The organism is Kribbella caucasensis (assembly GCF_004361855.1).
Classification (GTDB): domain Bacteria; phylum Actinomycetota; class Actinomycetes; order Propionibacteriales; family Kribbellaceae; genus Kribbella; species Kribbella caucasensis.
Window position 1 is genome coordinate 1 of record NZ_SNWQ01000003.1, and the last position, 25,429, is coordinate 25,429.

25 protein-coding genes are annotated in these 25,429 nt (G+C 68.5%); 7 read left to right on the forward strand and 18 right to left on the reverse strand.

From position 1 onward, the window contains the following. The coding region (locus EV643_RS07350) for a hypothetical protein (RefSeq protein ID WP_370452231.1) at positions 1 to 734 on the reverse strand (734 nt) is incomplete at its 3' end. Positions 735 to 914: 180 nt separating this feature from the next. Between EV643_RS07350 and EV643_RS07355 the strand changes: the two genes are divergently transcribed. Continuing rightward, positions 915 to 1,334 carry a hypothetical protein gene (locus tag EV643_RS07355; protein WP_133799238.1) on the forward strand — a complete coding sequence of 140 codons (420 nt, stop codon included), beginning with the start codon at positions 915 to 917 and terminating at the stop codon, positions 1,332 to 1,334. A gap of 64 nt (positions 1,335 to 1,398) precedes the next feature. On the opposite strand, the gene EV643_RS07360 is transcribed toward EV643_RS07355, so the two are convergent. The 3 genes from EV643_RS07360 to EV643_RS07370 form a co-directional block, all read right to left on the reverse strand. Beyond that, a complete protein-coding gene (locus EV643_RS07360) occupies positions 1,399 to 2,013 on the reverse strand; it encodes a tetratricopeptide repeat protein (protein WP_133799239.1) in 615 nt (204 codons plus the stop codon). Positions 2,014 to 2,290: 277 nt separating this feature from the next. Next, positions 2,291 to 2,776 carry a hypothetical protein gene (locus EV643_RS07365; protein ID WP_133799240.1) on the reverse strand — a complete coding sequence of 162 codons (486 nt, stop codon included), beginning with the start codon at positions 2,774 to 2,776 and terminating at the stop codon, positions 2,291 to 2,293. Positions 2,777 to 3,168: 392 nt separating this feature from the next. Beyond that, positions 3,169 to 3,756: a hypothetical protein gene (locus EV643_RS07370; protein WP_133799241.1), complete on the reverse strand. Its 588-nt coding sequence runs from the start codon at positions 3,754 to 3,756 to the stop codon at positions 3,169 to 3,171. A 111-nt stretch (positions 3,757 to 3,867) separates the two neighbouring features. Between EV643_RS07370 and EV643_RS07375 the strand changes: the two genes are divergently transcribed. Continuing rightward, entirely contained in the window at positions 3,868 to 4,401 is a 534-nt protein-coding gene (locus tag EV643_RS07375) for a TetR/AcrR family transcriptional regulator (RefSeq protein WP_133799242.1), read from the forward strand. Here EV643_RS07375 and EV643_RS45425 read toward each other — a convergent pair whose 3' ends face one another. Continuing rightward, positions 4,402 to 4,992 (reverse strand): CGNR zinc finger domain-containing protein, encoded by a 591-nt coding sequence (locus EV643_RS45425; RefSeq protein WP_133799243.1) that lies wholly within the window; start codon positions 4,990 to 4,992, stop codon positions 4,402 to 4,404. A gap of 105 nt (positions 4,993 to 5,097) precedes the next feature. Here EV643_RS45425 and EV643_RS07385 point away from each other — a divergent pair, with 105 nt between their 5' ends. After that, positions 5,098 to 5,784, forward strand: coding sequence for an MOSC domain-containing protein (locus EV643_RS07385; protein ID WP_133799244.1), 687 nt, complete (start codon positions 5,098 to 5,100; stop codon positions 5,782 to 5,784). A gap of 73 nt (positions 5,785 to 5,857) precedes the next feature. On the opposite strand, the gene EV643_RS07390 is transcribed toward EV643_RS07385, so the two are convergent. The 7 genes from EV643_RS07390 to EV643_RS07420 form a co-directional block, all read right to left on the reverse strand. After that, complete coding sequence (locus EV643_RS07390) at positions 5,858 to 6,508, reverse strand: cutinase family protein (protein WP_133799245.1); 651 nt, start codon at positions 6,506 to 6,508, stop codon at positions 5,858 to 5,860. Positions 6,509 to 6,626: 118 nt separating this feature from the next. Then, positions 6,627 to 7,604 carry an ABC transporter ATP-binding protein gene (locus EV643_RS07395; RefSeq protein ID WP_202869438.1) on the reverse strand — a complete coding sequence of 326 codons (978 nt, stop codon included), beginning with the start codon at positions 7,602 to 7,604 and terminating at the stop codon, positions 6,627 to 6,629. Beyond that, complete coding sequence (locus EV643_RS07400) at positions 7,601 to 8,617, reverse strand: ABC transporter ATP-binding protein (RefSeq protein WP_133799247.1); 1,017 nt, start codon at positions 8,615 to 8,617, stop codon at positions 7,601 to 7,603. Before EV643_RS07400 ends, EV643_RS07395 begins: the two co-directional genes overlap by 4 nt. Next, positions 8,607 to 9,623, reverse strand: coding sequence for an ABC transporter permease (locus tag EV643_RS07405; protein ID WP_305000393.1), 1,017 nt, complete (start codon positions 9,621 to 9,623; stop codon positions 8,607 to 8,609). Before EV643_RS07405 ends, EV643_RS07400 begins: the two co-directional genes overlap by 11 nt. Before the next feature lie 34 nt (positions 9,624 to 9,657). Further along, the gene (locus EV643_RS07410) at positions 9,658 to 11,430 is read right to left on the reverse strand and encodes an ABC transporter substrate-binding protein (RefSeq protein WP_133799248.1); all 1,773 of its coding nucleotides are present in this window, start codon (positions 11,428 to 11,430) and stop codon (positions 9,658 to 9,660) included. 22 nt (positions 11,431 to 11,452) lie between these two features. Next, positions 11,453 to 12,430 carry an ABC transporter permease gene (locus EV643_RS07415; RefSeq protein ID WP_133799249.1) on the reverse strand — a complete coding sequence of 326 codons (978 nt, stop codon included), beginning with the start codon at positions 12,428 to 12,430 and terminating at the stop codon, positions 11,453 to 11,455. A 139-nt stretch (positions 12,431 to 12,569) separates the two neighbouring features. Next, positions 12,570 to 13,874: an aspartate aminotransferase family protein gene (locus tag EV643_RS07420; protein ID WP_133799250.1), complete on the reverse strand. Its 1,305-nt coding sequence runs from the start codon at positions 13,872 to 13,874 to the stop codon at positions 12,570 to 12,572. 132 nt (positions 13,875 to 14,006) lie between these two features. Here EV643_RS07420 and EV643_RS07425 point away from each other — a divergent pair, with 132 nt between their 5' ends. Beyond that, entirely contained in the window at positions 14,007 to 15,611 is a 1,605-nt protein-coding gene (locus EV643_RS07425) for a PucR family transcriptional regulator (protein WP_133799251.1), read from the forward strand. On the opposite strand, the gene EV643_RS07430 is transcribed toward EV643_RS07425, so the two are convergent. Genes EV643_RS07430 through EV643_RS07440 form a run of 3 tightly spaced genes read right to left on the reverse strand, consistent with a single transcriptional unit; the run spans position 15,577 to position 18,272 of the window. Continuing rightward, on the reverse strand, positions 15,577 to 16,437 hold the full coding sequence (locus EV643_RS07430) for a MurR/RpiR family transcriptional regulator (protein ID WP_133799252.1): 861 nt from the start codon (positions 16,435 to 16,437) through the stop codon (positions 15,577 to 15,579). The genes EV643_RS07425 and EV643_RS07430 overlap by 35 nt on opposite strands. Positions 16,438 to 16,446: 9 nt before the next feature. Further along, on the reverse strand, positions 16,447 to 17,580 hold the full coding sequence (locus tag EV643_RS07435; protein ID WP_133799253.1) for an FAD-dependent oxidoreductase: 1,134 nt from the start codon (positions 17,578 to 17,580) through the stop codon (positions 16,447 to 16,449). Then, positions 17,577 to 18,272 (reverse strand): FMN-binding negative transcriptional regulator, encoded by a 696-nt coding sequence (locus tag EV643_RS07440; protein ID WP_133799254.1) that lies wholly within the window; start codon positions 18,270 to 18,272, stop codon positions 17,577 to 17,579. Before EV643_RS07440 ends, EV643_RS07435 begins: the two co-directional genes overlap by 4 nt. A gap of 114 nt (positions 18,273 to 18,386) precedes the next feature. Here EV643_RS07440 and EV643_RS07445 point away from each other — a divergent pair, with 114 nt between their 5' ends. Further along, positions 18,387 to 19,886: an amidohydrolase gene (locus tag EV643_RS07445; RefSeq protein ID WP_133799255.1), complete on the forward strand. Its 1,500-nt coding sequence runs from the start codon at positions 18,387 to 18,389 to the stop codon at positions 19,884 to 19,886. A gap of 4 nt (positions 19,887 to 19,890) precedes the next feature. Here the strand turns inward: EV643_RS07445 and EV643_RS07450 are convergent, their stop codons facing one another. Further along, entirely contained in the window at positions 19,891 to 20,694 is an 804-nt protein-coding gene (locus EV643_RS07450) for a heme ABC transporter ATP-binding protein (RefSeq protein ID WP_133799256.1), read from the reverse strand. Continuing rightward, positions 20,691 to 20,969, reverse strand: a complete 279-nt coding sequence (locus EV643_RS07455; RefSeq protein WP_370452248.1) for a FecCD family ABC transporter permease — start codon at positions 20,967 to 20,969, stop codon at positions 20,691 to 20,693. Before EV643_RS07455 ends, EV643_RS07450 begins: the two co-directional genes overlap by 4 nt. A gap of 29 nt (positions 20,970 to 20,998) precedes the next feature. On the opposite strand from EV643_RS07455, the gene EV643_RS44050 reads away from it, so the two are divergent. Both EV643_RS44050 and EV643_RS07470 read left to right on the forward strand, forming a co-directional pair. Further along, positions 20,999 to 21,832, forward strand: coding sequence for an LPXTG cell wall anchor domain-containing protein (locus tag EV643_RS44050; RefSeq protein WP_166665348.1), 834 nt, complete (start codon positions 20,999 to 21,001; stop codon positions 21,830 to 21,832). After that, positions 21,829 to 22,119 carry a DUF2470 domain-containing protein gene (locus tag EV643_RS07470; protein ID WP_133799258.1) on the forward strand — a complete coding sequence of 97 codons (291 nt, stop codon included), beginning with the start codon at positions 21,829 to 21,831 and terminating at the stop codon, positions 22,117 to 22,119. Before EV643_RS44050 ends, EV643_RS07470 begins: the two co-directional genes overlap by 4 nt. 16 nt (positions 22,120 to 22,135) lie before the next feature. On the opposite strand, the gene EV643_RS07475 is transcribed toward EV643_RS07470, so the two are convergent. Continuing rightward, entirely contained in the window at positions 22,136 to 25,399 is a 3,264-nt protein-coding gene (locus EV643_RS07475; protein ID WP_133799259.1) for a BTAD domain-containing putative transcriptional regulator, read from the reverse strand. Positions 25,400 to 25,429: the final 30 nt, after the last annotated feature.

Below are 25,429 nucleotides of genomic sequence, written 5' to 3' on the forward strand. Positions count from 1 at the left end.
GTCTGACCGGGCGCGCGTTTCAGCACATGCGCCTCGACCGCGCGGGCCGCGGCCTGCGCCAGCGGGCGGGTCGCGATCGAGATCGCGACCGCCTTCGACACACCGATCGCGCCACACCGCAACGCCGACAGGGTCGCGGTCAGCGTCGAGGTCAAGTGCAACGCGGTGTCGACCTGGTTGCCGGCCGATTCCTTCGACAGCTTCAACGCGAGCGCGATCTCGGCGACCCAGCTGCGTTCGGGGTCGACCGGCCGGCCGGCGGCGTCGATCTGGCTGGGGCGCGGGATGTCGCCGGACTGGGCCTGGCGCTGCCGGTAGAACGACGCGATCGCCTCCAGCCGGATCGACTCCGACCACGCCGTCTGCCGGGCGGTGGCCTTCATCACCTCGACCAACGCCATCGGCGACAGCGTCGTCGCCCGCACCTGCTCCAACGCGGTCGCCAGGTCGGCGCCCGGGGGCAGGAACACCCACGCCGGGGCGTCGCGTTCCAGCAGGAACCGCTCGGCCTCGTCCTGGTCGGCACCGGCCCACTCCCGCCACTCGAACGCCTCCACCCGCGACATCCGATAGCAGTCGCCGGTGTCATAGAAGTCGATCTCGTCGATCAGCACCGGACCGCCTGCGGCCTCGGGGTCGTCGGGCGGGACCAGCAGCCCGGCAGCGTCCAGCGCGTCCAGTTCCGCGGCGAGGTCGTGCTCGCCGTAGCCCGAGTTGACCGTGATCGCGTTCATGTGTCTAGATTAGAACGCATGTTCGATCCATTCAAATCGAGAGGCGGCTGTCGTGGGCGGGAATCTGCTGCTCTGGTTGGGGGTTCGAGGCTCTTGGTTGCTCTTAGCAAATGTTGGGAAGGTGGGCTGAATGTGCTGCGGGAGAGAAGGACTGTCCGTGCCTACAGCTAGGGTCCGCTCATGATCAGAGGGCGCATCATCGCTGAAAGCCTGAAGTCCGGCGCAGACCTCCAGGTCAACGACCTCAGGCTGGTCCGCCTCGGCCGCCACGAAGTGTCGACCTCGACGCTGCCGGTAGACGAGCGTTCTGAAGACGCTGACCAGCACGGCGCTGTCGACGGCCAGCCCACCACCTGGACGTTCATCGACTTCGAAGCTCCCGACACCGTCGCCGACGAACTCGCCCAAGTCCTGACGGCAGCCCTTGAGCCACAGCTCGGTTGGTGGGCCGACTTCACCATCAATGAAACCGAACACGCCATCGTCTTCGCCGAACGCGCGTTCCGCTACTGCATCGGCGACGCCGCAGGGCGAGCCGAAGCAGTGGCATGGGGCCGCGCCGCAGGAACACCCGAACACCAGCTCGACTGGGGGCCGTGATGACGACGCGGCTCCGGCCGGGCGGGCCGAGACTCCCGGAGTTACCGACGGACCCGATGTTCACTCATGGGCTACCTCGTCCGCGCAACAAGACCTCGAGGTTGCGCATCGCGCCGGCGTGGCCAGTGTCGGCGGCTGCGCGATACCAGCGCTCGGCCTCTTCCAGGTCGCCCCGGTCCTGCAGCAGGCTCCCCAGGTTCACCATCGCGTCGGCGTCGCCGGTGTCGGCGGCCGCGAGGTACAACCGCTCGGCCTCTACCGGGTCACCACGCTGATCCTGCAAGACGCCGAGGTTGTACATCGCGTTGGCCTCGCCGGAGGCGACGGCTGCGCGGTATAACCACTCGGCCTCCATCACGTCACGTCGCTCCGCCAGCAGGTTCGCCAGGTTGTTCATTGCGATGGTGTGGCCGGTGTCGGCGGCTGCGCGGTACCAGCGCTCGGCCTCCACCAGGTCGCCCCGTGCCGTCAGCAAGTTTGCCAGGTCGTTCATCGCGGCGGCGTGGTCGGTGTCGGCGGACGCGCGGTACCAGCGCTCGGCCTCTTCCAGATGGCCCCGCTCATCCAGCAGGAGACCGAGGTTGTGCATTGCGTCGGAGTCACCGGTGGTAGCGGCTGCGCGAAAGAAGAGCTCGGCCTTCGTCGGGTCACCACGCTCGTACAGGGCGAGCCCGACCACCGTGAGGTCTCCCGATGCGTCGGTTGGTTCCTCTGCGATAGCGTCCCAGGTCTGCGGTGGGATCGTGTCCAGGGAGCGCCCTGCGACGTGGTCCAGGTAGTAGTCGTGGACGGCTAGGCCGGTGCCGTCGGTTTAGGTGAGTCAGCAGGCGTGCCCCTGAGACGGGGGGTGCACGCCCACTTCAGGGACTGCTCGAAGCGGTCGAGGAGCGAGGCGTCGTCGGGGGGTAGGTAGAGCGGGTAGAGGTTTCGGACGAAGTGGAGGGGCGCCGGCCGGGTCATGCCGAGGCGGTACGAGTCCGCGGCGGCTCGCACGACCGCGACGCCACCCGCGGGCGGATCGCCGGACTCAACCCGCTCGATGAGTTCGGGTCCGGCAGCGAGGTACTCGCCGAGTCCCATTCCTCTGTTGAGGGCAGAGACGACGTCGGCTGGTCGGCGTACTGCTGGGCAGCCTGTTCCCGGTCAGGAGCATCCCAGCCGGTGAACTTGATCAGGCCGCGATGAAATCTCGCCAAGTCGACCACGTCGCTGCCGGGTGGCCTCAGTTCGCCTTGCGGTTTGATGTCTTCGTAGGCGGCCGCGCGGATTGTGGCCACGACGATCGCGCCGTCCAGGGCGAGCAACGACTGCAAGACCCCGGCGTCGACACCGGCACCGATATGGCGGTCAACGTCGTCGAGCCACACCACCGTTCGCGGACTGATGACTTTCGCGGTGAGCAGTTCGGTCAACGCGCCCGGCCGAACAGCCGGCACCAGCACCGGGCGTCGCCGTACAAGGCACGAGCCGCCTCGGCCGTCGAACGCGATTTGCCGGAAGCCGAAGGCCCGTGCACGAGCACAAACCGACACTCTCGCAAAGCCGTTCGCAGTTCCGGATCCATCAGACGCCGCGACGCGTAGGGCAACTGGTCGACCGATGCCTGCGCGCTCTCACGTGGGACACGCACTCCCAGGTAGGTCAGTGCCGATGGCTTGGGCGGAATCGACAGGGTCGAAGGGTGTCGCGGCTGAACCAGATGAAGGCCAACGCCCCGACACCAGCTAGCACCAGCAGCCAGCCCAAACAAGACCGCGACCGAGGACCGCCACCAATCCCACACCCGCCCAAGTCTGCCGTAACCACAGGGCGACGATGAGCTACCAGCGTTTCATCAGCCCGCGGCGGACAAGGTCGTTGTCTGGCGGGACGTTGTCCATAGCCAGGCGGACAGCAAGCAGATGGCGAGCGCGAGTGCCAATAGTCCGATCTGGAGGGCGGCCTCTGGTACGGCGGCCCGCAGGGAGACAGGGATCGCCCCGGCGCCGTACAAGAACAGGGCTGCTTTGGGCGGTCCATCCTGTTGCCAGAGCGAGACCGTGAACAGGGCGGTGCCGATCAGGAAGGCGATCGACGTCACCGTCAGCGCGATCCCCAGCGGGCCGGCGCGGAGTTCGGCGACCGTCCCGCTGTCGAGGTGGGGGAACACCAGATTCAGCACGAACTCCACCCCGACCAGGAGTGCAACGGCAGCGAAGTTCAGCGCGAACGCCACGGCGCCGAAGTGGCCACGCCGCCGTCCCGCCCTTAGATACAGGGCCATCACGAAGGCCAGCGCGAGCACCTGAGCCAGCGGGGCCACCAGTTGGGTCACTGCGGTCGCCGGGATCACGCCGGCCCGCTTGGCGGTATTCGTCAGCAGCACCACCGCGCTGAGCAGGCCCGCCACCGCGGCCGTCCGGTACAGCATCGAAGAAGTCATTGCCCCACCCTCCAATAACGCTTGTTATGGATAACGCTTGTTATGGTGGTGTCCCGCGGTCCCCGATCACAAGGGCCGTGACCGACTTGTGTCCTGTCTCCCGGGAGTCCGATGCCACGTACCAGCGACCAGCCCGACATCCGCGAGCGCCTGCTGGCCGGCGCGGCGGACGTGCTGGTGACCGACGGGATCGACGGCCTGACCGTACGGCGGGTCGCCGAGGCGGCCGGCCGATCGACGATGTGCGTCTACACCAAGTTCGGCAGCCGTCGCGGACTGATCCAGGGTGTCTTCACGCAAGTGGAGAACGACCTCGCCGCAGTCCTGCGGAAGGCGAAACCCGTTCGCGGCAGCAATCCGCTCGGGGTCGCGTCGGCGTACCGCCGATTCGCCCGCCAGCACCCCGCGGCGTACGCGCTCCTGTTCGAGCATCCCATCGGCGCCCTCGACCTCGACGAGTCGGCTCGTCGGGACGCCATTGCGCGTGTCGTGGCGCTGCTTGCCGAGACCGGCGCGAACGAGCCGGTGGCCGCGCTCGCCACGATGCACGGCCTGATCACCATCGAGCGCACCCAACCGCCGCCTGCTGGAGGCTGGGAGACCTTCTTCCTCCGAACAGTCGAGCGCACCATGGCGACCGGCTGATCAGCTCTCCGCTCCGTGATGGCGGCGATAGTGGCGGGCGGCGCGGGCGCGGTTGCCGCACGATGTCGAGCACCAATCCCGGCGCGGGTGGTTCTTGACGAAGTACAGGACGCATCCGGGCGCGTAACAAGCTCGGAGCAGGGCGCGATCCTCGCCCGCGAACAGCTCTATCGCCTCGGTGGCGATGGTCGACAGTGACCGCATCGCCGGCGTCGCCGATCCGGCCGACTGGCGCTCGAAGTTGCCCCGGCGGAGGCTGAGCTGTGGCCAAGTGTTCCCGCTGGCTACTGCTTCGTTGACCTTCGTGACAGCCAGCTCGATGTCAGAGGCGGCGGCCGCCGGCCGGGCATCCTCGGTGACCAAGGCCGCCAGTCGGCGCAGTGCATCGCGGAGAACCCGGAAAGCGGCCAGCTCCGACCTGCCCAGTCTTGCGCCGGCCGGCAACTGGATCGCCGCGCCGTCGACAGCAGTCAGCCAGGAACGCAAGTCGTCGACATCAGCCAGCGCGTCGTGAATGCCCTTCCGATCGGCCCAGATCGTGTTCATCAGCCGCACCGGCACCGGCTCGCGTGGAAGCACCTGCGTGTCCATCCGCACCTCCCAGATCTAACGGTACCAGCAGCTTGCATGCGTTAGAACCACGTGTTCTACTTTCTAACGCCAAGCGAGCCAACAATCCGTTATAAGGGGGCGACGATGCAGATCGAGGGATTGTGGCGCTATCCGGTCAAGTCGCTGGCCGGTGAAGCACTTCCCGATGCCCGGCTCACGACCGACGGCGTCGCCGGCGATCGAATCGTCCATGTCCGCGGCCGTCGCGGGCCACTGACCGGGCGGACCCGTCACGGGCTGCTGACCATCCCCGCTGTCACAGGTCCAGGCGGTGTTCCCTGGGTGAACGGCCATCCATGGAACACGCCGGCCGCCACGGAAGCCGTCCAGGCAGCAGCCGGACCGGACGCCGAGCTCGCCGCGTACGCCGGACCGGAGCGCTTCGACATCCTCAACCTGCTCGTCGCCACCGACGGCGCCGTGCGGGAGTTGGGCGCTGACATCCGCAGGTTGCGGCCCAACCTGCTGATCGGCGGCGTACCGGCAGGGGCAGAGCAAGACTGGCCGGGACACGCACTGGTCATCGGCGAGGTCGTCATCGGCCTCCATTCCACCCGCGGCCGCTGCATCGTCACCTCCATCGACCCCGACACCGGCGCCCAGGACCTCGACGTCTTCCGGCGCATCCGCACCGACTTCGGCGGCCGGCTCTGCCTCAACGCCTGGGTGATCAGACCCGGGCACATCCGGATCGGCGATCAGGCCACCCTCGAGCCGACCCAGCTCGAGCCAGACCACCTGGGCGGCTGGATCGTGGGCGCGCCGTACTAACAGAAGTCGTACCAACAGAAGACGAGGTGCCAGCCGACCGGTCGGCTGGCACCTCGCTGGTTCGGTGGCGTTATCAGGGAATGAAGACGCCGTTGAACCACTGGCCGCGCGCGTCGTCGGAGTAGACGTCGACGTTGAAGTTGTAGTTGCCGTGCTTGCCGGTGAAGTACCCGGGCAGGCCGGAGGCCGCATCGGCGTCGCAGATGATGTCGTCGGTGCAGAGCGTCAGCACGGGAATGTCGCCGAAGAAGTTGTCAGCGCCGGACAGCGGCGCACCCACGACAGGAGCGACGAGCGGGTGCGCTGCGGCTCCCGCGTTCCCCGGACCCGCGGCGCGCTTGGGGTCGGCGATCAGGACCGCGTTGACGTTGTCGATGGTCTCGTGGTTCTCGGTGACCCAGGTGTGCACCACGGCGGCACCAAGCGAGAATCCGAGCGCCTTGACGTGCTGGTCCGGGCACGCGTTGCGCTGATCGCGGATCAGCCGGTTCAGTTCGTTGACACCCTGCCGGGCGTTGTGGCCGATCGGCTGGGCCGGGTACCCGACGCGCTGGCTGATGTTTCCCTGCCAGTACGGCGCATTGGAGTCGTTGTCGCCGGTTCCGCCGACCACGATCGTGTACGTGCCGCCGCACTCGGCCGCTTGCGCAGCAGGTACCGCGAACACGTAAACCCCCGCGGCCGCCACCAGAAGGCCGGCCAACAGAGCTGCAAGTTTTTTCATTTACCTCTCGATTCAGATCGCTTCTCTCTGGAGCGACCATGTTGCCGAGAAGGGGGTGCACGGAAAGCGATCAGACGTGTCGCCTCTGTGACAATGTCTCATGTACGTCAGAGTCGCGTCAGACGAAGTGGCAGGCAGCCGACTGCCCGGGACTCAGGGGCAGCAGAGTCGGTGTCTCCTCGGTGCAGCGGGTCTTGTCGCCGGCACTCAACTCACCAGCGAACCGCGGGCAGCGCGAGCGGAACGCGCAGCCGCCGACCGGCCGATCCTGTACGACGTCGCCCGTGAGCAGCACGCGTTTCCTTGCCTCGGGCACCTTCGGGACCGGCACCGCGGACAGCAACGCCTGCGTATAAGGGTGGGCCGGGTTCCGATACAGCTCCTCCCGTGCGGCCTGCTCAACCACCCGGCCGAGATACATCACCACGACCTGATCGCTCAGATGACGTACGACGGCGAGATCGTGCGCGACGAACAGGTACGCCATACCGAACTCGTCTTGCAGTCCCGCAAGCAGATTCAGCACCTGAGCCTGTACGGACACGTCGAGCGCGGACACCGGTTCGTCGCACACCACCAACCGCGGCCGCAAAGCGATCGCGCGGGCGATGCCGATCCGCTGCCGTTGTCCGCCGGAGAACTGATGCGGATACCGGTTGTAGTGCTCCGGATTCAGCCCGACCCGCTCCATCAGATGCCGAACCTCGGCGAGCACCCCACCCGACGGCTGCACACCTTGTACCTGAAACGGCGCGCTGAGGATCGTCCCCACAGTCTGCCGTGGATTGAGCGACGACTGCGGATCCTGGAACACCATCTGCAGCTCCCGCCGGAGCGGCCGCAGTCGTCGTTCCCGCAACCCGACCAGCGAAGTCCCGGCGAACCGGATCTCGCCCGACGTCGGTTCGATCAGCCGGACCACCATGCCCGCGGTAGTGGACTTCCCGCAGCCGGACTCGCCGACCACCCCGAGCGTCTCGCCATCGGCCACCTCGAAGCTCACCCCGTCCACGGCGGTCACCACCCGACGCCCACTGCCATGCCCCCGGACGAAGGTCTTCCGCAGGTCCCGTACTTCGAGCAGCGGGGCCGTCACAGCGCGGGCGCAATCTGGGTGCGCCAGATCTCCTGGCGGTCCGGCACGGGCAGATGACACCGGGCCAAGTGGTCCTCGCTTCCCGCGGCCGACAACTCCGGACGCTCACTGGTACAACTACCGAACGCAAAACCACACCGCGGTTCGAATGAGCACCCCGGTGGCAGATCGATCAGCGACGGCGGCTGCCCGGCGATCGGCGCCAGGTCCCCGCGCGTCTCGTCGATCCGCGGGATGGACCCGAGCAACCCCCACGTGTACGGCGACATCGGCCGCTCGAACAGGTCCACCACGTCAGCTTGCTCGAGGCAACGACCGGCGTACATCACCACCACCCGGTCACAGGTCTCGGCCACGACGCCGAGGTCGTGCGTGATCAGTACGACCGCCGAGCCGAACTCCTGGCTCAGATCCCAGATCAGCTGCAGGATCTGTGCCTGCACGGTGACGTCCAGCGCAGTGGTCGGTTCGTCCGCGATCAGCAGACCCGGATCGCAGATCAACGCCATCGCGATCATCGCCCGCTGCCGCATCCCACCGGAGAACTCGTGCGGATAGGCACCGTACGAACGCGCGGCCGCCGGGATGCCGACCAGCGTGAGCATCTCCACGGCCCGCGCCCGCGCCGCCTTCCGGCTCACCCGGTTGTGGACCCGGTACGCCTCGCTGAGCTGGTCTCCGATGGTGAAGTAGGGGTGCAACGACGACAACGGGTCCTGGAAGATCATCGCGATCTCCGACCCGCGCAGCTGCCGCAACTCCTCCTCGGCGGCCCCGACCACCTGTCGGCCGGCGTACCGGATCTCGCCGGTGGTGACCGACTGCCCGGGTTCGTGCAGGCCGAGAATCGCCTTGCCTGCAACGGATTTCCCCGAGCCGGACTCGCCGACTACACCGAGGATCTCACCGGCCCGGACGTCGAACGAGAGCCCGTCGACGCTGCGGACCAGTCCGTCGGGAGTGGGGAAGTGGACGCTCAGGTCGCGGACTCGGAGCAGCGGCTCATCCGCCATGGCGCACCCGCGGATCCAGGATCGCGTAACACGCGTCGACGACCACATTGGCGACCACGATCAGGAACGCCGCGAACAGCGTCGTGCCCATGATCACCGGCAGGTCCTTGGTCGAGATCCCGTCGTACGCGAGCCGGCCGAGACCGGGGAAGCTGAACAGGTACTCGACGATGATCACCCCACCGAGCAGCGCGCCCAGATCGAGACCGGCGAGCGTGACGACCGTCGGAATCACCGCGCGCAACCCGTGCTTGCCGACGACGGTACGCCGGCGCAACCCCTTCGCCTTGGCCGTCGTGATGAAGTCCTCGGACATCGTTTCGAGCATCGCGGCCCTGGTCCACCGGGTGTAGACGGCCGTGATCAGGAACGCCAGGCAGAACCACACCGGCAGCAGGTTGACGGCCCAGCGCACGGGATCCTGGGTGAACGGGACGTAGGTGATACCGCCGGAGTACCAGCGCAACCAGCTCGGCCCGGCGGTCAGCGCGTAGATCAACAGCATCCCGCTGAAGAACTCGGGGATCGAGACGCCCAGCAACGAGATGACGGTCGAACCCCGGTCGAACCACGAACCACGTCGCGCCGCCGCGATCACCCCAGCAGCGACACCACCGGCGAGCCACAGTACGGCCGCGCCGATCACGATCGACAAGGTCACCGGGAAGGCCTGGACCAGCATCTCGGTGACGGACCTGTTCTGCCGGAACGAGTACCCGAGACAGGGTGCCGCACAGTGCACCGCTGAGACACCGTCACCGAGATCGCGGCCGGTGACGATCCCGCTGAGCCACGTCCAGTACTGCTCCCACACCGGCTTGTCGAACCCGAACCGCTCCGAGACCGCGGCCGCCTGGGCGGGACTGGTGTTCCGGCCGGTGTAGTAGAAGGCCATGTCGACCTTCGTCACCCGGGGCAGCAACTGGAAGATCGAGAACGTCACCACGCTCGCCACCAGCAGCACCCCGAGTGCCCCCAGCACCCGGTTCGCCGCGTAGCGGATCACGAGTTGCCCCTGGGCTCGATCCCCCTGGGCTCGATCACGGAGCCTTGACGCCGATGTTCGCGAGGTCGTAGGTGCCCAGGTCCCCGGTCATGTCCACGTTGGTCAGCGCGGCACCGCGGTACAGCGTCGCCTTCGCGTACGTGACCGGGATGTAGTACGCGGTCTCCATCGTCGCCTTGTCCATCTCCTGGTAGACCCCGGCCAGCTCGTCGCTCGACGCCGTGGCCGCCTTCTCGATCTGCACGTTGATCGCCGGCTCGTCGACGCCGACGAAGTTGGTCGACGAGGTGCTGCCGGTGTAGCGGGCCGGATCGACCAGCAGGGTGAGGAATCCGTTGCCGCTCGGGTAGTCCGGGATCCAGCCCATCAGGCCGATGCCGATCCGCTGGCCCTTCACCGCGGCCGGCGTACTGAGCGTGTTGTACGACGTGGACGCGTCCAGCTGCTTCGGCGTGAGGGTGATCCCGACCCGCTTGAGCGCGCTCTGGACACTCGCGAACACCTGGGGATCGTTGCCGTAGTTGGAGAAGCCCATCGATGTGCTGAAGCCGTCCGGCTTACCGCATTCGGCCAGCTCCGACTTCGCCTTCTCCAGGTCGCCGGTCCAGTCGGCGCCGGACGGGTAGAGGTTGGACTTGTCGTCGTGCCCGGCCAGGCCGCGTGGCATCAACGTGGTGGCGAAGTCGGCGCCGTTCGTCCCGCCGTACTGGATGACGAGATCGCGCTTGTCCACGGCGTACGCGATCGCGCGGCGGCAGTGCAAGTTGGCGAGCGTCGGGTCCGACGGGTAGAGGATCAGCATCGTCGTACTGCGCAGCACGGGGTTGTCGGCGTTTGCCTTGAGCTTCGGGTCCGACAGGATCTGCGACTGGAAGGTGGTCTGCACACCGCCGTCGAGCGACACGTTCAACGCACCGGTCTTGATTCGCGCGTCCAAGTCGTCGGCGTTGCTGAGCACGGTGATGTCGATGCTGTCCGGCAGGGCGCTGCGGATCGGATCACTCGTGCGATCCCACGACGGGTTGCGGGCCAGAAGCACGCTCTGCTTGGGCTTGACGGTCTTCAGAATGTACGGGCCGGACGAGACGAGGTTGGTGCCGGCGCCGTACTGGCTGCCCTTGTCGTTCTTCTTCGGGACCGGGGCCGCCGCGGGCAGGGCCATCAGGTAGTCCCAGTCGCCGAACGGCTTGGTCAGCTTGAAGACCACGGTCTTCGCGTCCGGCGTCGTGATCGAGGAGAGCGAACCCTTCGCGTCCTTGTACGGGCCCTGGTACGTCGGGGTGCCGTCCGGGGCGCACTTGTCCAGCAGGCAGAGGTAGTAGCCCTGGGGACCACCGGTGATGACGTCGGTCGCGTACATCCGCTCGAAGGCGTACTTCACATCGGCACTGGTGATCGGTGCGCCGGTGGAGAACTTGAGACCGTCGCGGAGTTTGTACGTCCAAACGGTCTTGTCCGCGTTGGCCTGACCGAGTGACTCCGCCAGGTCGGCCTGCAACTTGGCGCCGTTACCGGCCGCGGCCCCTTGTCCGGTCTTGCCGAACGACACCAGGTTGCGGCTCAGCAACCGGTGCAGGAACCAGCAACTCCCGCCGTACGTCGTGCCCGGGTCGAAGTTGTCGCAGCTGGCCGACGTGCCGACCTTGAGAGTGCCGCCCTGTTGCTGCGAGGGGTTCACAACTCCTTGCAGGGCAGCGTTGTAGCCCTCCGGTGCCCCGGGTTTGTCCTCGGCGGTGGACGAGGAACACGCTGCGAGGCTCACTGCACAGCAGAGCGCCACCGCTCGGTTGATCAGGTGCCGTTTCATGGTGGTGCCCTTCGTGAGCGGGTCAGGACTTCGTGGACTTCGGGTCGAAGGCGTCCCGGATGCCGTCACCCAGGAGGTTGAAGGCGAGCACGGTCGCGACCATGCACAGACCGGGGAAGAGCATGTAGGCGGGATCGACGACGAACGTCCGGGACGCCGCGCCGAGCAACTGGCCCCAGGACGTGGCCGGCGGCGAGATCCCGACCCCGAGGAACGAGAGTCCGGCCTCGGCCAGCACGGTGGTCGGGATGGACAGGCTGGTCAGGACGATGATCGGGCCGGTCAGGTTGGGCAGCAGTTCGCGGACCAGGATCCGGCGGTTCGTCGAGCCCATCACCCGGGCCGCGGCGACGAACTCGCGGGTCCGCAGCGAGAGCACCTGGGAACGCATCAGCCTTGCTGTGTAAGGGAAACTGAAGAACCCGATGACGAAGATCAGGATCGCCATCCGCAGCCCGTTGCCGGTCAGGAACCAGACCCGGTCGAGGTTGCCGAGTACGGCGAGCAGTGCGATCGAGAACAGGAACACCGGGAACGCCATCAGCACCTCGGTCGACCGGGAGATCACCGTGTCCACCCAGCCGCCGAAGTACCCGGCCCAGAGACCGAAGACGATGCCGAGCAGCACCGAGACCGCCGTTGCGCCGAACGCGATCAGCAGCGACGTACGGGATCCATAGAGCAGCAGGGCGAGCAGGTCGCGACCGGTCTTCGGTTCGATCCCGAGTGGGTGGTCCCAGCTCATCCCGCCGAAGCGGCCCTCGGGGAAGCCCAGGTTGGTCAGGCTCAGCAACTCGATGTGCCGCTCGGTGTCGACACCGAGTACGCGGCAGATCAGCGGGGCGAAGACCGAGGCCAGCAGCACGAGCGCGACGAAGACACCCGCTGCGACGGAGACCCGGTCACGCCGCAGGCGGGCGAGCGCGAGCCGGCCGGGCGAGCGGGTGCGGCTGGCCGAGCGGGTGCCGGCGGCCGCGACGGGATCGGTGACTGCGGTCATCGCCCACCTCGCCTTGGTCGCCCGGCATCCTGCGGGTCATACCATCACCGAAGCCGTCGGCAGAGTTCGGTCGTCCGCACGAATTGCGGCCGTCCCCATTGGGGCTGGCCCACTACACCGAGCCCGGGTACCCCCGCTATCACCAGCCGGCGAAGGCGTCGACCTCGTCGGCGCTGACCACGCCGTTGACCGCGTCGGTGATCGCCTGGACGAGGATGGTGACGGCCAGGTCGATCTCGGTGGCGGTGATGGTCAGGGGTGGGGTCAGTTCGATCACGTTGCCGCCTACGTAGAAGGCGACGGCGCCCAGTTGCCAGGCGCGGTAGACGGCCTTGCGGGTCAGGTCGGCATCTCGTTCGAGGCCGTCGCCGGTGACCAGGTCGATGCCCAGGGCCAAGCCTCGGCCGCGGATGTCGGCGCAGCGGTCCGCCACATCGAGGGCTCCGCGGAGTCCGTCGGCGAGGCGCTGGCCCATGGCGGCGGCGTTCTCGACCAGGCCCTCCGACTTGATGGCGTGGAGGACGGCTCGGCCGGCGGCGGCGCTGACCGGGTTGCCCGCGGTGGTGAGGAGAGCGGATCCGGCGGGTTGGTCCAGCAGGCTGGTGGGACCGACCGCGGCCGACAGCGGGAGGCCACCGCCGAGTGACTTGCCGAAGGTGACGATGTCGGGCTGGATTCCTTCGTGTTCGAAGCAGTGCAGCAGGCCGGTCCGGGCGAGGCCGACCTTGACCTCGTCGCAGATCAGCGGGGTCTCGTGCTCGCGGCAGAGCCGGGCCAGTTCGGCGAGGAACCCGGTCGCCGGTACGACGAGGCCGCCGTCGGACAGGATCGGCTCGACGATCACGGCCGCGACGTCACCGGCGGACAACGCCTGCTCCGCGGACCGTAGTACGTCGGCAACTGCTTCCTCGACCGTGCCCAGATGCGGCCGGAGGGGATCGGGGTACGGCAGGAAGACGGCATCGGCGGAGGCGTCCGCACCCGCGTCGACCTGGACCCCGGAGATCCCCTGCGCCAGCCCGAGACCGCCGTGATAGCTGTGCTCGAACGACACGATCCGCCGCCGCCCGGTGGCGTGCCGGCAGGCCCGGAGCGCCACGTCGTTGGCGTCGGACCCCGCATGGCCGAGGTACACCCGTCGATCGTCGGCGCCGGGCACGATCGCCAGCAGTTCCTCGGCCAGTTGGACAGCCTCCGGGTGAGCCGCCGAGATCGCGCCCGCGCCCGGTGCGCTCCGCAGTACCGTCGCCACCGCTTCGGCCACCGCCGGGTGCCCATGACCGAGACCCGAGGCCGACCAGGACGCAGACAGGTCGAGCAGCCGCCGCCCGCCGGGCTCGATCAGGAACCGCCCCTCACCGGCGACGACCTCCAACGGGAAGAACCGGAGCTTCTGCGCAGCGACCAGACTCGCCTGGTCCCGCTCGTACCAGGTCAGCGCCATCCGGCTTCTCCCCTTCGTGTGACGAACAATTCAGTGTGTGACAAACCGTTCAGTGTGTAACAAACCATTCAATGTCTGCTTGAAGTGAGTACCATATTGGATCTGTTACACGCTTGCCGTGGGAGTGATGCGATGCACGACGAGACGCCGCAGCTGTTCACGACGGCCTTGACGCCCATCGCGCTGCCGCTCGGTGCTCAGCCGCTGGCTGATGCGGATCCGCGCCCGATCCAGGCGGTCACGATCGTGGACGGCGCCACCCTGACCTGTCCGCCGGACGCCGTCGTCCTGGGTGTCGGGGTCCAGTCCTCGGCCGTCCTCGCGCTCGTCCGCGAAGCTGTCCGGGTCCGGGCTTCGGCGGTCGTCGTCGGCCGCGCGGTCGACCCTGGCAAGGCCGCCGCGGCGCTGGCCGCAGAGCACGGTACGACGATCCTGCGGCTGGCCGATGGCGTCACCTGGCAGCGGGCGGCGACCGCGATCGCGAGCCTCCTGCAGGGAGTCCGCCGGCCGGTCAGCGGGATCCAGGCGCTCGACGAGGTCCCGGACGGCGACCTGTATGCGCTCGCGGACGTCATCTGCGACCTGATCGACGCCCCGGTCACGATCGAGGACCGCAACACCCACGTGCTCGCGTTCTCCGCGCGGCAGGACGAGGCCGACTTCGTCCGGATCGACTCCATCCTGCAGCGGATGCGGCCGCACGACTACGTCGAGACCTCTATGGACGCGGTCCTCTCGTCGCCGATCCCGGTCTACCTGCCGGCCAGCCGTACCGCGGACGGCCGGGACGTGATGCCGCGAGTCGCCGTGGCCGTCCGCGACGGGATGCACCTGTTCGGGACGATCTGGGCAGTGGTCCCCGGACCGTTGCCGGCCGAGCAGGAGCGGCTGCTCACCGAGGCGGCCCGGGTCGCCGAACATCACTTGCGCCAGGCAACCGCCCAGGAGGACACCTCGTACCTCGAGGACCGCGTCTCGGCCTTGCTGGACGGCCGCGCCGACGCACCCGAGGCCGCGTCGTCGCTCGGGGTGGGGACACCCGCGCTGGTCATCTGCGTGGAGACATCGGGTTCGGACGTTCCCGCGCCCGCAGGTGATCTGGCCGGCTACCTCACCCGGCTCGCTTGGCGGAACCGCATCTGCTCGGCGCTGACGATGCATCTGCAGGGCGCCGGTATCCCCGCGGTCGCCGCGAGCGTCGCCCATCGGGTGTACGCCATCGCCTCGCTGGTGCAGCACGCCGAGACCGAGATCCTTGCCGCGTGCACCCAGTTCAACGGGCTGGTCGGGACCCGGACTCCGGTGTACGTCGGACTCGGGCGGCCGGCCTTGTCGGTGGAGGATTTCCGTCGTTCACGGGAGGACGCCGACGTGGCCGCGCGGACCCTGCGGCACGTCGGTGGTCCGCGCCGGGTCGCGTCGGTGTCGGACCTGCTGGTCGACTCGCTCTTCGTTGAGTTGAAGGGCAAGGTCGAGGCGGGGGAACGTGGTCCGTCCGGTGCGTACGAGCGGTTGCTGGCGTATGACCGCAATCGTGGAGCGCGGTTGGTGGAGACCTTGTGCGCCTGGCTGGACGCGTTCGGGGATGTGACCACCGCGGCCGGGTCGTGCGGCGTGCACCCGAACACGTTCCGCTATCGACTGATGCGGGTCGAGGAGATCGGCGAGGTCGACCTGACCGACCCGGAGGAACGCTTCGCCCTCAACTTCCAGCGTCGCCTCTTTCGAGCTGGGTGATGCGTTCTTTGGAGGTGCGGGCCAGGCGGATGTTGACCGCGGCAACCACTGTCTCGACGACGCTCATCGCCGGTGCGAGTGAGTCGAACGGTCCGACCGCCTCGACCTGTGCCGGGATCACCGCCGCCGCGATCTCCGCGGCCGGGGACAGCCACGGATCGGTGAAGAGCAGCACGCGGGCCCCGTTTTTGTTCGCCCGGCGGGCCACCTCGATCACGTCCGCGTCGTACCGGCGGTAGTCGAAGACGACCAGCAGGTCGCGCTTGCCCAGGTCGAGCAGCGTTGCGTCCCGTTGCAGGCGGTCCGCCGGCAGCACGGCGACCGCGGGCCGCATCAGCACCAGGTGGTTCGCGAAGTACGTCGCCAGCACCTGGCTGAACCGGCCGCCGATCAACGTGATCCGCAGCCGCGAGTCGCTCAGCAGGTCGACCGCGAGGTCCAGTTCCGACTGCGGGATCCGGGCGAAAGACTCGTTGACCGATGCGACGTACGCCGCGGCGACCTCGGTCAGCGAGCCGGGCATTGGCGGTGGGGTGCTGGTGTCGTTCATCCTTCGCAGTGGTGAGCCCATCTGCTCATGGATCTCGCGCATCAATGCCTGCTGCAAGAGCGGGTAACTGGAGTAGCCCAGGCGCGCCGCGAACCGCAGTACGGTCGGTGCGCTCACCTTGGCCCGGTCGGCCAGGTCCGCGACCGTCTCCAGCCCGGCCACCGGGTACGCCGCGAGCAGGGCGCGGGCGACCTTGCGTTCACCGGGACTGAGCGAGCCGAGCAAGTCCCGGGTCCGGTCGGCCACAGACCCCGTGTCCCCCGCAGGCTTCGACATCCTCGCAGCCTAATCCGACAGGTGACTGCGGAGCTGGTACCGGGGTGGGGCCGCGCCGTCGCCGGTGACCAGGTCGGTGAGGAACTCGGCGATCAGCGGGACGAACTTGAACCCCTGGCCGCAGAATCCGGTGGCGACGCTGATCGGGCCGACCCGGTCGATGACGAAGTTGTCCGACGGCGTGTTGTCGTACAGGCAGCTGATCGCGGTCGACTGATTCGGGTCCAGTCCGGGGAACCACTCCTCGACGTACCGGAGCAATTCCCGATCGGCCGACGGTTCTACCTCGAAGTCCCGGCTGTCCGGATCGACCACTGGCCCGGTGGCGTGAAGGCCGACCTTCACGCCGGACCCGGACTCGAAAAGGCCATAGCTCTCCGCCGACCCCAGCAGCCCTGAGCCGCGCCGCCAGTGCACGAAGCTCGGCCACGCCAATCCGGCCGAGACGGGGGTGAAGAACCGGGGCTGCTCCTGCGTGATCCGCAGCGGCGGCAGTGCGACCAGCCCGGCGAGCAGCTTCGGCGCCCACGGGCCGATCGTGACGACCACCTGACGTGCCCGGACCGCACCGCCAGGCAGACCGAGCTCGACCAGCCCGTCCCCGTAACCGTCGCCGGCCGTGACGACGCGCATCGCCTTCACCGGCGAATGCGGCCGGAACTCCGCTCCGAGGCTCGCGGCCACCGTCTGCAGCGCCTGCACCGTGCGATCGGCGTACAACCGTCCCGCACCAGGCTGGAAGAGCACCCGCGACTCGAATCGCATCCCCGGCCAGCGTTCGGCGGCCTCGTCCGGATCCAAAACTTCGTGCTCGATGCCCTGTCCGCCGAACAGGTCGGAGAAGGTCTCGACTGTGCCCTGATCCACCCCGTGATCCAGCCCGCCGGTGATCTCGAGCAACGTCTCGCCCGACTCAGCCTCGAGCTCCCGCCACAGCTCGCGCGCCCGCTCGGCCAGCCGCAGGGTCTCCGGATCGTCCACGGCGAGCCGGAACAGCCTGGTCCCGCCATGCGACCCGCCGCGCGTATGCCCGAGGTGGTACTGCTCCAGTACGACGACCTCGCGCCCCGCCGCAGCCAAGGCCCGCGCAGCGGCGGAACCCATCGCGCCTGCCCCGACCACCGCCACGTCGTACGTCGTCATCCGTCGCTCCCTCCAGAATGCGGCAGACCGTCACCGTCGTACCGGGCCCGCATCAGCTCTTCGACCACCTGGTGATCGCCGCGGGACGACTCCTGCAGTGCGGTCATCACGCCGACCCGGTCGCCGGCGGTCCGGTTCTGTCCCATCTTCACCTTCGCGGTCACGGTCTGCACCTTCATCGTGAACGCCTGCAGTTCCGGCAGCAGTTCGGTGGTCCGGTCCCGGGCCCAGTCGTCAACCTTCCAGCGGGCCTTCGACTCGTCCGGATGCAGACCGCGTTCGTGGTCCGCGACCAGCCGCATCAGGTGCGCCCGGACCGCCTCCGGATCGGTCAGCGGGACCGCCCGGCCGCGCAGCTCGATCGCGACGAAGTTGTACGTCGGCAGCCCGCGGCTGGCGTACCACGAAGGCGTCACGTATACCGACGGACCAACCACGCTGACCAACACCTGCGCGCCCAACCGGATCGACTCGGCGAACGGATCCTGGCCGGCCACATGCGCGGCGATCTCGAGCTCATCCGCCGCGGGCCTGCGCAACTGGACCGGGACATGGGCGATCCGCAGCTCCGGCTCGTCGGTGATCAGGGTCGCGAACGGCTGGGCCTCGATCAGCCGGGCCACCTCGTCCAGGTCGGGTTCGACGTAGTCCGGGTCGACGTACACAGGCGCTCCGTTCGGTTGCTCGACCATCCGAGTATCGGAGACCCCGGTCCGGGGCGGTTCGTGCCAGGCCACAACTTCGGCTGGTCAGTTCCGTGCTCAGCACCGAGCACCGTGGCCCGATTCGTCCGCAGAGTTGGGCGCATGACTTCAGCACCTGACGACACTCTGCTGACTCGTGTCCGTCTCGTCCGGGCCGGCGACCCCGCGCAGGACACCCTGGTCGACGTCCTCGTCACCGACGGAACCATTCGCAGCGTGCGGCCGGCCGGCAGCCTGCAGGACATCAGCGACGCCCAGGTGGTCGACTACGACGGCCGCTACCTGATGAACGGTCTGTGGGACCACCACGTCCACTTCCAGCAATGGGCGCTGGCCCGTCAGCACCTCGATCTGTCCGGTACGACGTCCGCGGGGGAGGTCGTCGACCGCGTCCGGGACCGGCTCGCCACCAACCCACCACCAGCCGGTACGGCGCTGCTCGGGTACGGGTTCCGCGACGGGCTCTGGCCGGACAAACCGCTGAAGTCCTTGCTGGACGACGTGTCCGGCGACATCCCGGTGGCCCTGGCCAGCGGCGATCTGCACTGCGGCTGGCTCAACAGCGCGGCATTGCGCAAGGTCGGCGCGACCGATCGGCCGAGCGGCCTGCTGCGAGAGACCGAGTTCGCCGCGGTGATGAGCCTGATGCAGGCGACCGCGCGCGACGCGGTGACCGGTCTCGTCGCCGAGGCGTCCCGTACGGCGGCCTCCCGTGGAATCGTCGGAATCGTCGAGCTGGAGAACGCCCGCAACACCGACGTCTGGCGTACCCGGTACGACGCCGCCATCCGCGACTTCCGGGTTGAGTGCAGCGTCTACCCCGAGAACCTCGACGGGGCGATCGACCAGGGCCTGCGGACCGGTGACGTCATCGAGGGCACCGACGGCCTGGTCACGATGGGCCCGTTGAAGGTGCTGACCGACGGATCGCTGAACACCCGGACGGCGTACTGCCACGACCCGTACCCGGGACTCGACGAGGACCCGCACGGCCTGCTCGTCGTACCGCCGGCGGTGCTGGTGCCGTTGATGAGTCGCGCCCTCGACCACGGGATCACCAGCACGATCCACGCGATCGGCGACCACGCCAACTCGCTCGTCCTGGACGCCTTCGAGAAGCTGGGCTGCGGTGGTTGTATCGAGCACGCGCAGCTGATCTCGCCGGCCGACTTCCCGCGATTCCGGCAGCTCGGGGTGGCCGCCAGCGTGCAGCCGGTGCACGCCCTCGACGATCGCGATGTTGCAGATAAGCACTGGGCCGGCCGCACCGACCGCGCCTTCGCCTTCGGTGGACTCCTCGCTGCCGGGGCCGATCTGCGACTCGGCTCGGACGCGCCGGTCGCACCGCTCGACCCCTGGCTCTCCATCGCCGCGGCCGTCCATCGCAGCGACGACGATCGCGAATCCTGGCACCCAGAGCAGGAGATCCCGGTCGCAGCGGCCCTGGACGCCTCGACCAAGGGCGGTCGTACTCCGCAGGAGGGTGCGCCCGCGGATCTTGTTGTCCTCGACAACGACCCGGCCAGGGCAACCGCGGCCGAACTGCGTACCACCGAAGTGCATGCCACCATGCTCGGCGGCCGCTGGACCTGGCAGGCCTGAACCGTCATCCTCGCTTCGGCAGGATCACCGGCTCACCGGTCGCGGGATGCGGCCAGACCTCGACATCATGCTGGTACACCTTGCTCAGCAGGGGAGCGGTCAGTACGACGCGGGGCGGCCCGTACGCCGCGAGCGCGCCCCGCGACAGGACGGCCACCTGATCGGCATAACCGGCCGCCAGGTTCAGGTCGTGCAGGACAACGACCACGGCATCCCCTTCGGCCGCACGGCTCCGAGCGAGCTGGAGAACGTCTTCCTGGTGGTGGAGATCGAGGGCCGCGGTCGGTTCGTCCAGCAGCAGCAGTTGGGTGCGTTGGGCAAGAGCCCGGGCGAGTGAGACCCGAGCGCGTTCACCGCCGGACAACGAGCTGAAGACCCGATCGACGAACGAAACCACGTCCGCCAGCGTCAACGCGGTACGGACGGCCTCATCAGCTTGTTCCTCGGCTTCGGTCCCGATCCACGGCGCCCGGCCCATCGCGACGATGTGGCCGACGGTGAACGGGAACGAGATCATTGCCTGCTGCAACATCACGGCCCGGCGCATCGCCATCTCCACCTGGGACCAGTGGTCCAGCGGTTCGCCGTACAGGCACACCTCGCCCTGCCAGGGGACGTCGCCGCAGAGTGCGTTCAGCAGGGTCGACTTGCCCGCGCCGTTGGGTCCGACCAGGGCGAGGACTTCGCCGGTGCGAACGGGCAGCGTGACGCCGTCGAGAATCAGCGCGCCGCCGAGGGTCACCCGGAGATCGCGGACCTGGGCGATCGTCGTACCGGTGCCGAGTCGGTTTGGTGGCCGGCGTCTCATCCCCAGCCTCCTTGCCGCGATCTGGTCCTGCGCAACAGCCAGAAGAAGAACGGCGCGCCGACCAGCGAGGTGATCATGCCGATCGGCAGGTCGGCGTTCCGGATCAGCGTGCGGGCCAGCAGATCCGCGCAGATCACCAGTACGGCGCCGGCCAATGCGCTTGCCGGGAGCAACAACCGGTGACCGGGCCCGGCGATCATCCGGATCAGGTGCGGTACGACGAGTCCGACGAAGCCGATGATGCCGGAGAACGCGACGCTGGCCCCGACCAGCAGCGCGACCGGTTGCCGATGGCAAGCTGGTTGTGGCGGACGGTGCGCGACTTGCCGTCCGGGTCAGCGGGCTTCGCAACAGCCAGGCGAACACCGCGGCGGCGCCGAGTGGGTTCTACCTGCTGACCGCGGTCGACAACGGACCCGGCCAGCAGGCGTCTCCGGCGATCGGCGGCATCGACATGACCGGGGAGTCCGGCTTCTCCCAGTGGATCACGAACTTCCCGTACGCCGGGTCGGAGGATCTGGTGGTTCCGGTCGGGGCCGACCTGGTCGCGCGGAGCACCCTGCAGGTGGTGTCGGCCGATGAGCACACCGACTGCGCCGAAGCACCAAACGGATGCGTGCTCTATCTCCGGACGGATCACCGGTCGACGGGGAACCGTGCATTCGACGTACGGGTGCCACTGCAGTTCACCGCAGCCGGCGCGTCGGCAGCCGCGGCCAGGCAGGCGTCGACGGGGTTGGGGGAGCAGACTGCCGACGCGGCGGGCAAGGTCTCCTTCACCTGGACGGTGCCGGCCGGCTTCGCGACCGGTAAGCACACCCTGACCCTGTCGGCCGGCGCGGGCATCCTCGCCGCCACCACCTTCTCGGTAGCCCCGGCAACGACACCAACCCCCACGCCTACTCCGACACCTACGCCCACCCCGACGCTCACCCCGAGTGCGTCGCCGACCCCGGCCCCAACGGCATCGGCGACCTCGTCGTCCGAACCGCCGGTCACAGACGTGAACACCAAGCCAAGCGGCGCCTTGGCCAGTACGGGCGGAAGCTCACTCTGGCTGGCCGTCGGAGGAACCGTCCTGCTCCTCGCGGGCGCCGCAACAGTCCTGCTCACTCGTCGCCGGAGAATGAACGCATGACCGACCCGTTCACGCCCGACATCGTCGCCGCGGTCCTCCGCCACATGAACGAGGACCACGCCGAGCACTCCCTCGAGATCGTCCGAGTGCTCGGCGCCCGCCCCGACGCCACCTCGGTCCGCCTCACCACCGTCACCCCCACCGGCGCCACGTTCGAAGCCACCGTCCCCGACGCCGATCCGGTCGAAGTCGTCATCCCCTGGTCCACCGAAATCACCGAACGCCCCCAGTTCCGCACCGAGTTCGCCCACATGTACCAGAGGGCCTCAGCCCAACCCCCACACTGAGAGCCACTGGTCGGGATCAAGCCCGAAGCGGGACGACGGTGGTGGCCTGAGCCTCGAGCAGACGGAAACCGCAGGAGACGGCGATCGACACGGCCTGTTCGGCGGCCTTGGTCGCGGACGTAGCGTCGCCGGTGTCGTGCAGCGCAGCGGCCAAGGTGATCAGAGCCTCGGCTTCGAGGTACGGGTAGGTGCCGCGCGCGATCGTGAGGCAGTCCTCGATCCACTCCATGGCGGCGGGAGCGTCGCCGAGGGTGAGGTGGGCCTGTGCGACGGTCGAGGCGGTTTGGGCCTGAGCCTTCGGGTCACGGACGACGTTCGCGAGGTGGTGCGCTCGCAGGGCCGCCTGCAGCGCGGCGGTTCCGTCTCCGCGCTGGCTGTACAACCGTGCCCACTCGTCCAGCGTGGACAGCTCGCCGCGGAGGTACGAGCGGCGCTGATAGGCCTCGATTACGTTGCTGAGCAGGCCGGCCGCACGGTCGGCTTCGCCCAACTGCCGCAAGGCGCTCGCCAGGTTGCCGCAGGTGGTGAGCGCGGCTACCTCCCGGCCGGTCTCGTTGATCTGCAGCGCGGATTCGAACAGGTCGGCCGCCTCCCGCAGATCGCCCTGGTAGAGGCGCGTCATGCCGAGACTGTTGAGCGCGATGGAGCGGACGTGGCCGTGCTGATCGTCTTCGGTCAGTTCGAGGGCACGCCGCATCCACAGGTCGGCGTCGCCCAGCTTGCCCCGCTCCAGCTGAAGCCACCCAACCTGGTGAGCCAGATAGGCAGCGGCTGTGGTGCGGCCTACGGCCAGCGCAAGGGTATGGCCGGCGAGACCGTCGGACAGTGCGTCCTCGTCCCGTCCAACCGCTCCCAACGCCTGGCAGCGGTTGATCAACATCGCGACCTGCGCGATGTCGTCACCGGCCGCGGTGGCGGCAGCCATCCCTGCCTGGGCCGCCGGTAGCCAACCGTCGGCATCCCTGCGAATCAGGAAGTATCCCCGGAGCTGGTCGGCGATTCGCCAGGACAGCGGCCCGTCGCCGGACTGCGCCGTATCCTGCACGACCGCCAGCAAGGCGGGCAGTTCGTCGTCGAGCCAGTCGAGGGCCGCGGTTTCCGTGTTGAAGAAGGCGGCCGGTTCGGGATGGACGCCGAGCCGCACGAGGTGCGGATTCACCCAGTTCATCGCGGCTGTCACCGCCTCGGCGTACCAGGAATACAGCCGGGCCCGCGCAGCCTCCCCTTCGGAGTCCTCCGCGAGAAGCCGATGTGAATAGAGGCCGAGCAGATCGTGGAACCGGTAGCGGTTCTGCGCGTGCTGCATGAGCATGTTGGCCTCGAGGAGGTCTTCCAGGATCTGATCGGCTTCGGCCTTGGGTAGCTCGAGCAGGATGCTCGTGCTGTCGACACTGAAGTCGTCGCCGGGGTGCAGGCTGCACAGCCGGAAGGCCCGCTGGGCATCGGAGTCCAGGTCGGCGTAGCTGAGCTGGAAGCTGTTGAGCACGCTGGACTCGCCAAGGCTGAGCTCGGTGAGCCGCTGGTTGCCGTCGTCCAGCCGGCGGGCCAGGTCGGCGACCGTCCACTCCCGCCGGGTGGCGAGCCGCGCGCCGGCGATGCGCAGGGCGAGCGGAAGCCGGGCGCAGGCTTCCACGAGCGCCCGCACATTTTCTGGGTCGGCATCGAGTCGATGCCTTCTCGCGGTCGAGCTGATCAGCGAGACGGCATCGTCCCGGGGGAGAGGCTCGAGGTTCACGACGCCGACGGTGGCCAGGTCCGGCAGCCGCCGTCGGCTCGTCACGATCACGTCGCTGCGCCCGGCCCCCGGCAGCAGCGGTCGTACCTGAGCCGCATCCTGTGCGTTGTCGAGCAATACCAGCATCCGGCGGTCGGCGAGCTCGCTGCGGAGCAGGGCGGCCGCTTCGATTTCGTCGGTGCCGATTCGCCGGCCGGGTACTCCGAGCGCGCGAAGAAAGCGGCCGAGGACCTGGATCGGCGCAGGGGTCGTCGCGTCGCTGCCGCGCAGGTCGGCGTAGAGCTGGCCGTCCGGATACTCCGCGCGGAGCTGGTGTGCGGCGTTCAGGGCCAAGGCGGTCTTGCCGACCCCGGCGATGCCGTTGATCAGGACGACTCGGGATGAGAGGGCGCCCGGCCGGCCGAGCGCCGTACAGATCGTCGCCAGCTCGTCCGTGCGGCCGACGAAGTCCGGCGGTGCGGACGGAGCTTGCTGGATGACCACTCGCTCTGCTGGTTGCGCTGGATACCCGCTCTGCTGCCGGAGCACCTCGAGATGAACCGCGCGTAGCCGCTCGCCTGGGTCGATGCCGAGCTGCTCGGCGAGCGCGGACCGGATCCGGTCGTACGCCGCGAGGGCCTCGGCCTGCCGACCGCACGCGGCCAGGGACTGGATCAGCTCGACGTGCAGCGGCTCGTCAAGTTCGTGCCGCGCGGTCAGGTTTCGCAGTGGTTCCAGCGCCTGTTCCGGCTCGCCAAGGTCACGCGCCAGCGCGGCGAAGGCCCGGACGGCGGCCGTGTACTCGTTGGAGACCGCTATGTAGAGCGGGTTGGCCGCCATCGGCTCCACATCGGTATCGCCACGCCACAGTGCTACAGCATCCGCAAGCTTCGCCAACGCCGCCTCTGGTTCGGCGCTCGCTGCTTGCGCAATGAGGTCGCGGAACGTGACGAGGTCGACGTCGCCGGTGCTCAGTGCCAGCCTGTAGCCGGCACGGCCGCCGACGACCACCGGGTTGGTCGACCTGCCGTCCTCCAGCAGCCGTCGCAGCCTGGCGACCCGGGTGTGCAGCAGATTCACGGCGTTTCGGGGTACACCGCGCGGCCAGAGGAGATCGATGAGTTCGTCCTGACTGACCGTCGTACCCGCGGCAAGGGCGAGCCGGGCCAGCAAGATGCGCTGCGGACCGGAGCTGACGCGCACCGGGACGTCGCCGTGCCGGACCTCGAGCGGGCCGAGGACATCGACGCGCAGCGGTCCGGCGGTGCCGGCGATCGAAGCGGTGACGAATCGGTGCGCCTTGGCGGCGGCATGGAGAAGACCCGCATCGTGTCCACTCAGCGCCAGGGCGGCCGCGATGGCCGCGATCGAGTCCCGCTTCGGGCTCTTGGTCCTGCCCTGTTCCAGGTCGCGAATCGCCCCCGCGCTGAGGCCTGCCCGGTCGGCGAGCTCCTGTTGCGTCACTCCGGCGTGCCGGCGAAGTGTACGCAGCAGCTCACCGAACTGGCCTCCCGCTCCCTGGGCATGCCGGGTGCCGGGTGAGCTGTCCTGCGACCATCCGGGCACGCTGAGTATCTTACGGGCTCCGAGGTGTCA

Coding starts and splice junctions, on each gene's coding strand:
- EV643_RS07420 (WP_133799250.1), bottom strand. CDS start 13,874: ATGGCGCTGACCTGGTACGAGCGGGACCAGGCGAGTCTGGTCGCTGCG.
- EV643_RS07450 (WP_133799256.1), bottom strand. CDS start 20,694: ATGAGACGCCGGCCACCAAACCGACTCGGCACCGGTACGACGATCGCC.
- EV643_RS07415 (WP_133799249.1), bottom strand. CDS start 12,430: ATGACCGCAGTCACCGATCCCGTCGCGGCCGCCGGCACCCGCTCGGCC.
- EV643_RS45425 (WP_133799243.1), bottom strand. CDS start 4,992: ATGGACACGCAGGTGCTTCCACGCGAGCCGGTGCCGGTGCGGCTGATG.
- EV643_RS07370 (WP_133799241.1), bottom strand. CDS start 3,756: ATGACTTCTTCGATGCTGTACCGGACGGCCGCGGTGGCGGGCCTGCTC.
- EV643_RS07385 (WP_133799244.1), top strand. CDS start 5,098: ATGCAGATCGAGGGATTGTGGCGCTATCCGGTCAAGTCGCTGGCCGGT.
- EV643_RS07375 (WP_133799242.1), top strand. CDS start 3,868: ATGCCACGTACCAGCGACCAGCCCGACATCCGCGAGCGCCTGCTGGCC.
- EV643_RS07355 (WP_133799238.1), top strand. CDS start 915: ATGATCAGAGGGCGCATCATCGCTGAAAGCCTGAAGTCCGGCGCAGAC.
- EV643_RS07470 (WP_133799258.1), top strand. CDS start 21,829: ATGACCGACCCGTTCACGCCCGACATCGTCGCCGCGGTCCTCCGCCAC.
- EV643_RS07425 (WP_133799251.1), top strand. CDS start 14,007: ATGCACGACGAGACGCCGCAGCTGTTCACGACGGCCTTGACGCCCATC.
- EV643_RS07445 (WP_133799255.1), top strand. CDS start 18,387: ATGACTTCAGCACCTGACGACACTCTGCTGACTCGTGTCCGTCTCGTC.
- EV643_RS07440 (WP_133799254.1), bottom strand. CDS start 18,272: ATGGTCGAGCAACCGAACGGAGCGCCTGTGTACGTCGACCCGGACTAC.
- EV643_RS07435 (WP_133799253.1), bottom strand. CDS start 17,580: ATGACGACGTACGACGTGGCGGTGGTCGGGGCAGGCGCGATGGGTTCC.
- EV643_RS07400 (WP_133799247.1), bottom strand. CDS start 8,617: ATGGCGGATGAGCCGCTGCTCCGAGTCCGCGACCTGAGCGTCCACTTC.
- EV643_RS07410 (WP_133799248.1), bottom strand. CDS start 11,430: ATGAAACGGCACCTGATCAACCGAGCGGTGGCGCTCTGCTGTGCAGTG.
- EV643_RS07430 (WP_133799252.1), bottom strand. CDS start 16,437: ATGTCGAAGCCTGCGGGGGACACGGGGTCTGTGGCCGACCGGACCCGG.
- EV643_RS07390 (WP_133799245.1), bottom strand. CDS start 6,508: ATGAAAAAACTTGCAGCTCTGTTGGCCGGCCTTCTGGTGGCGGCCGCG.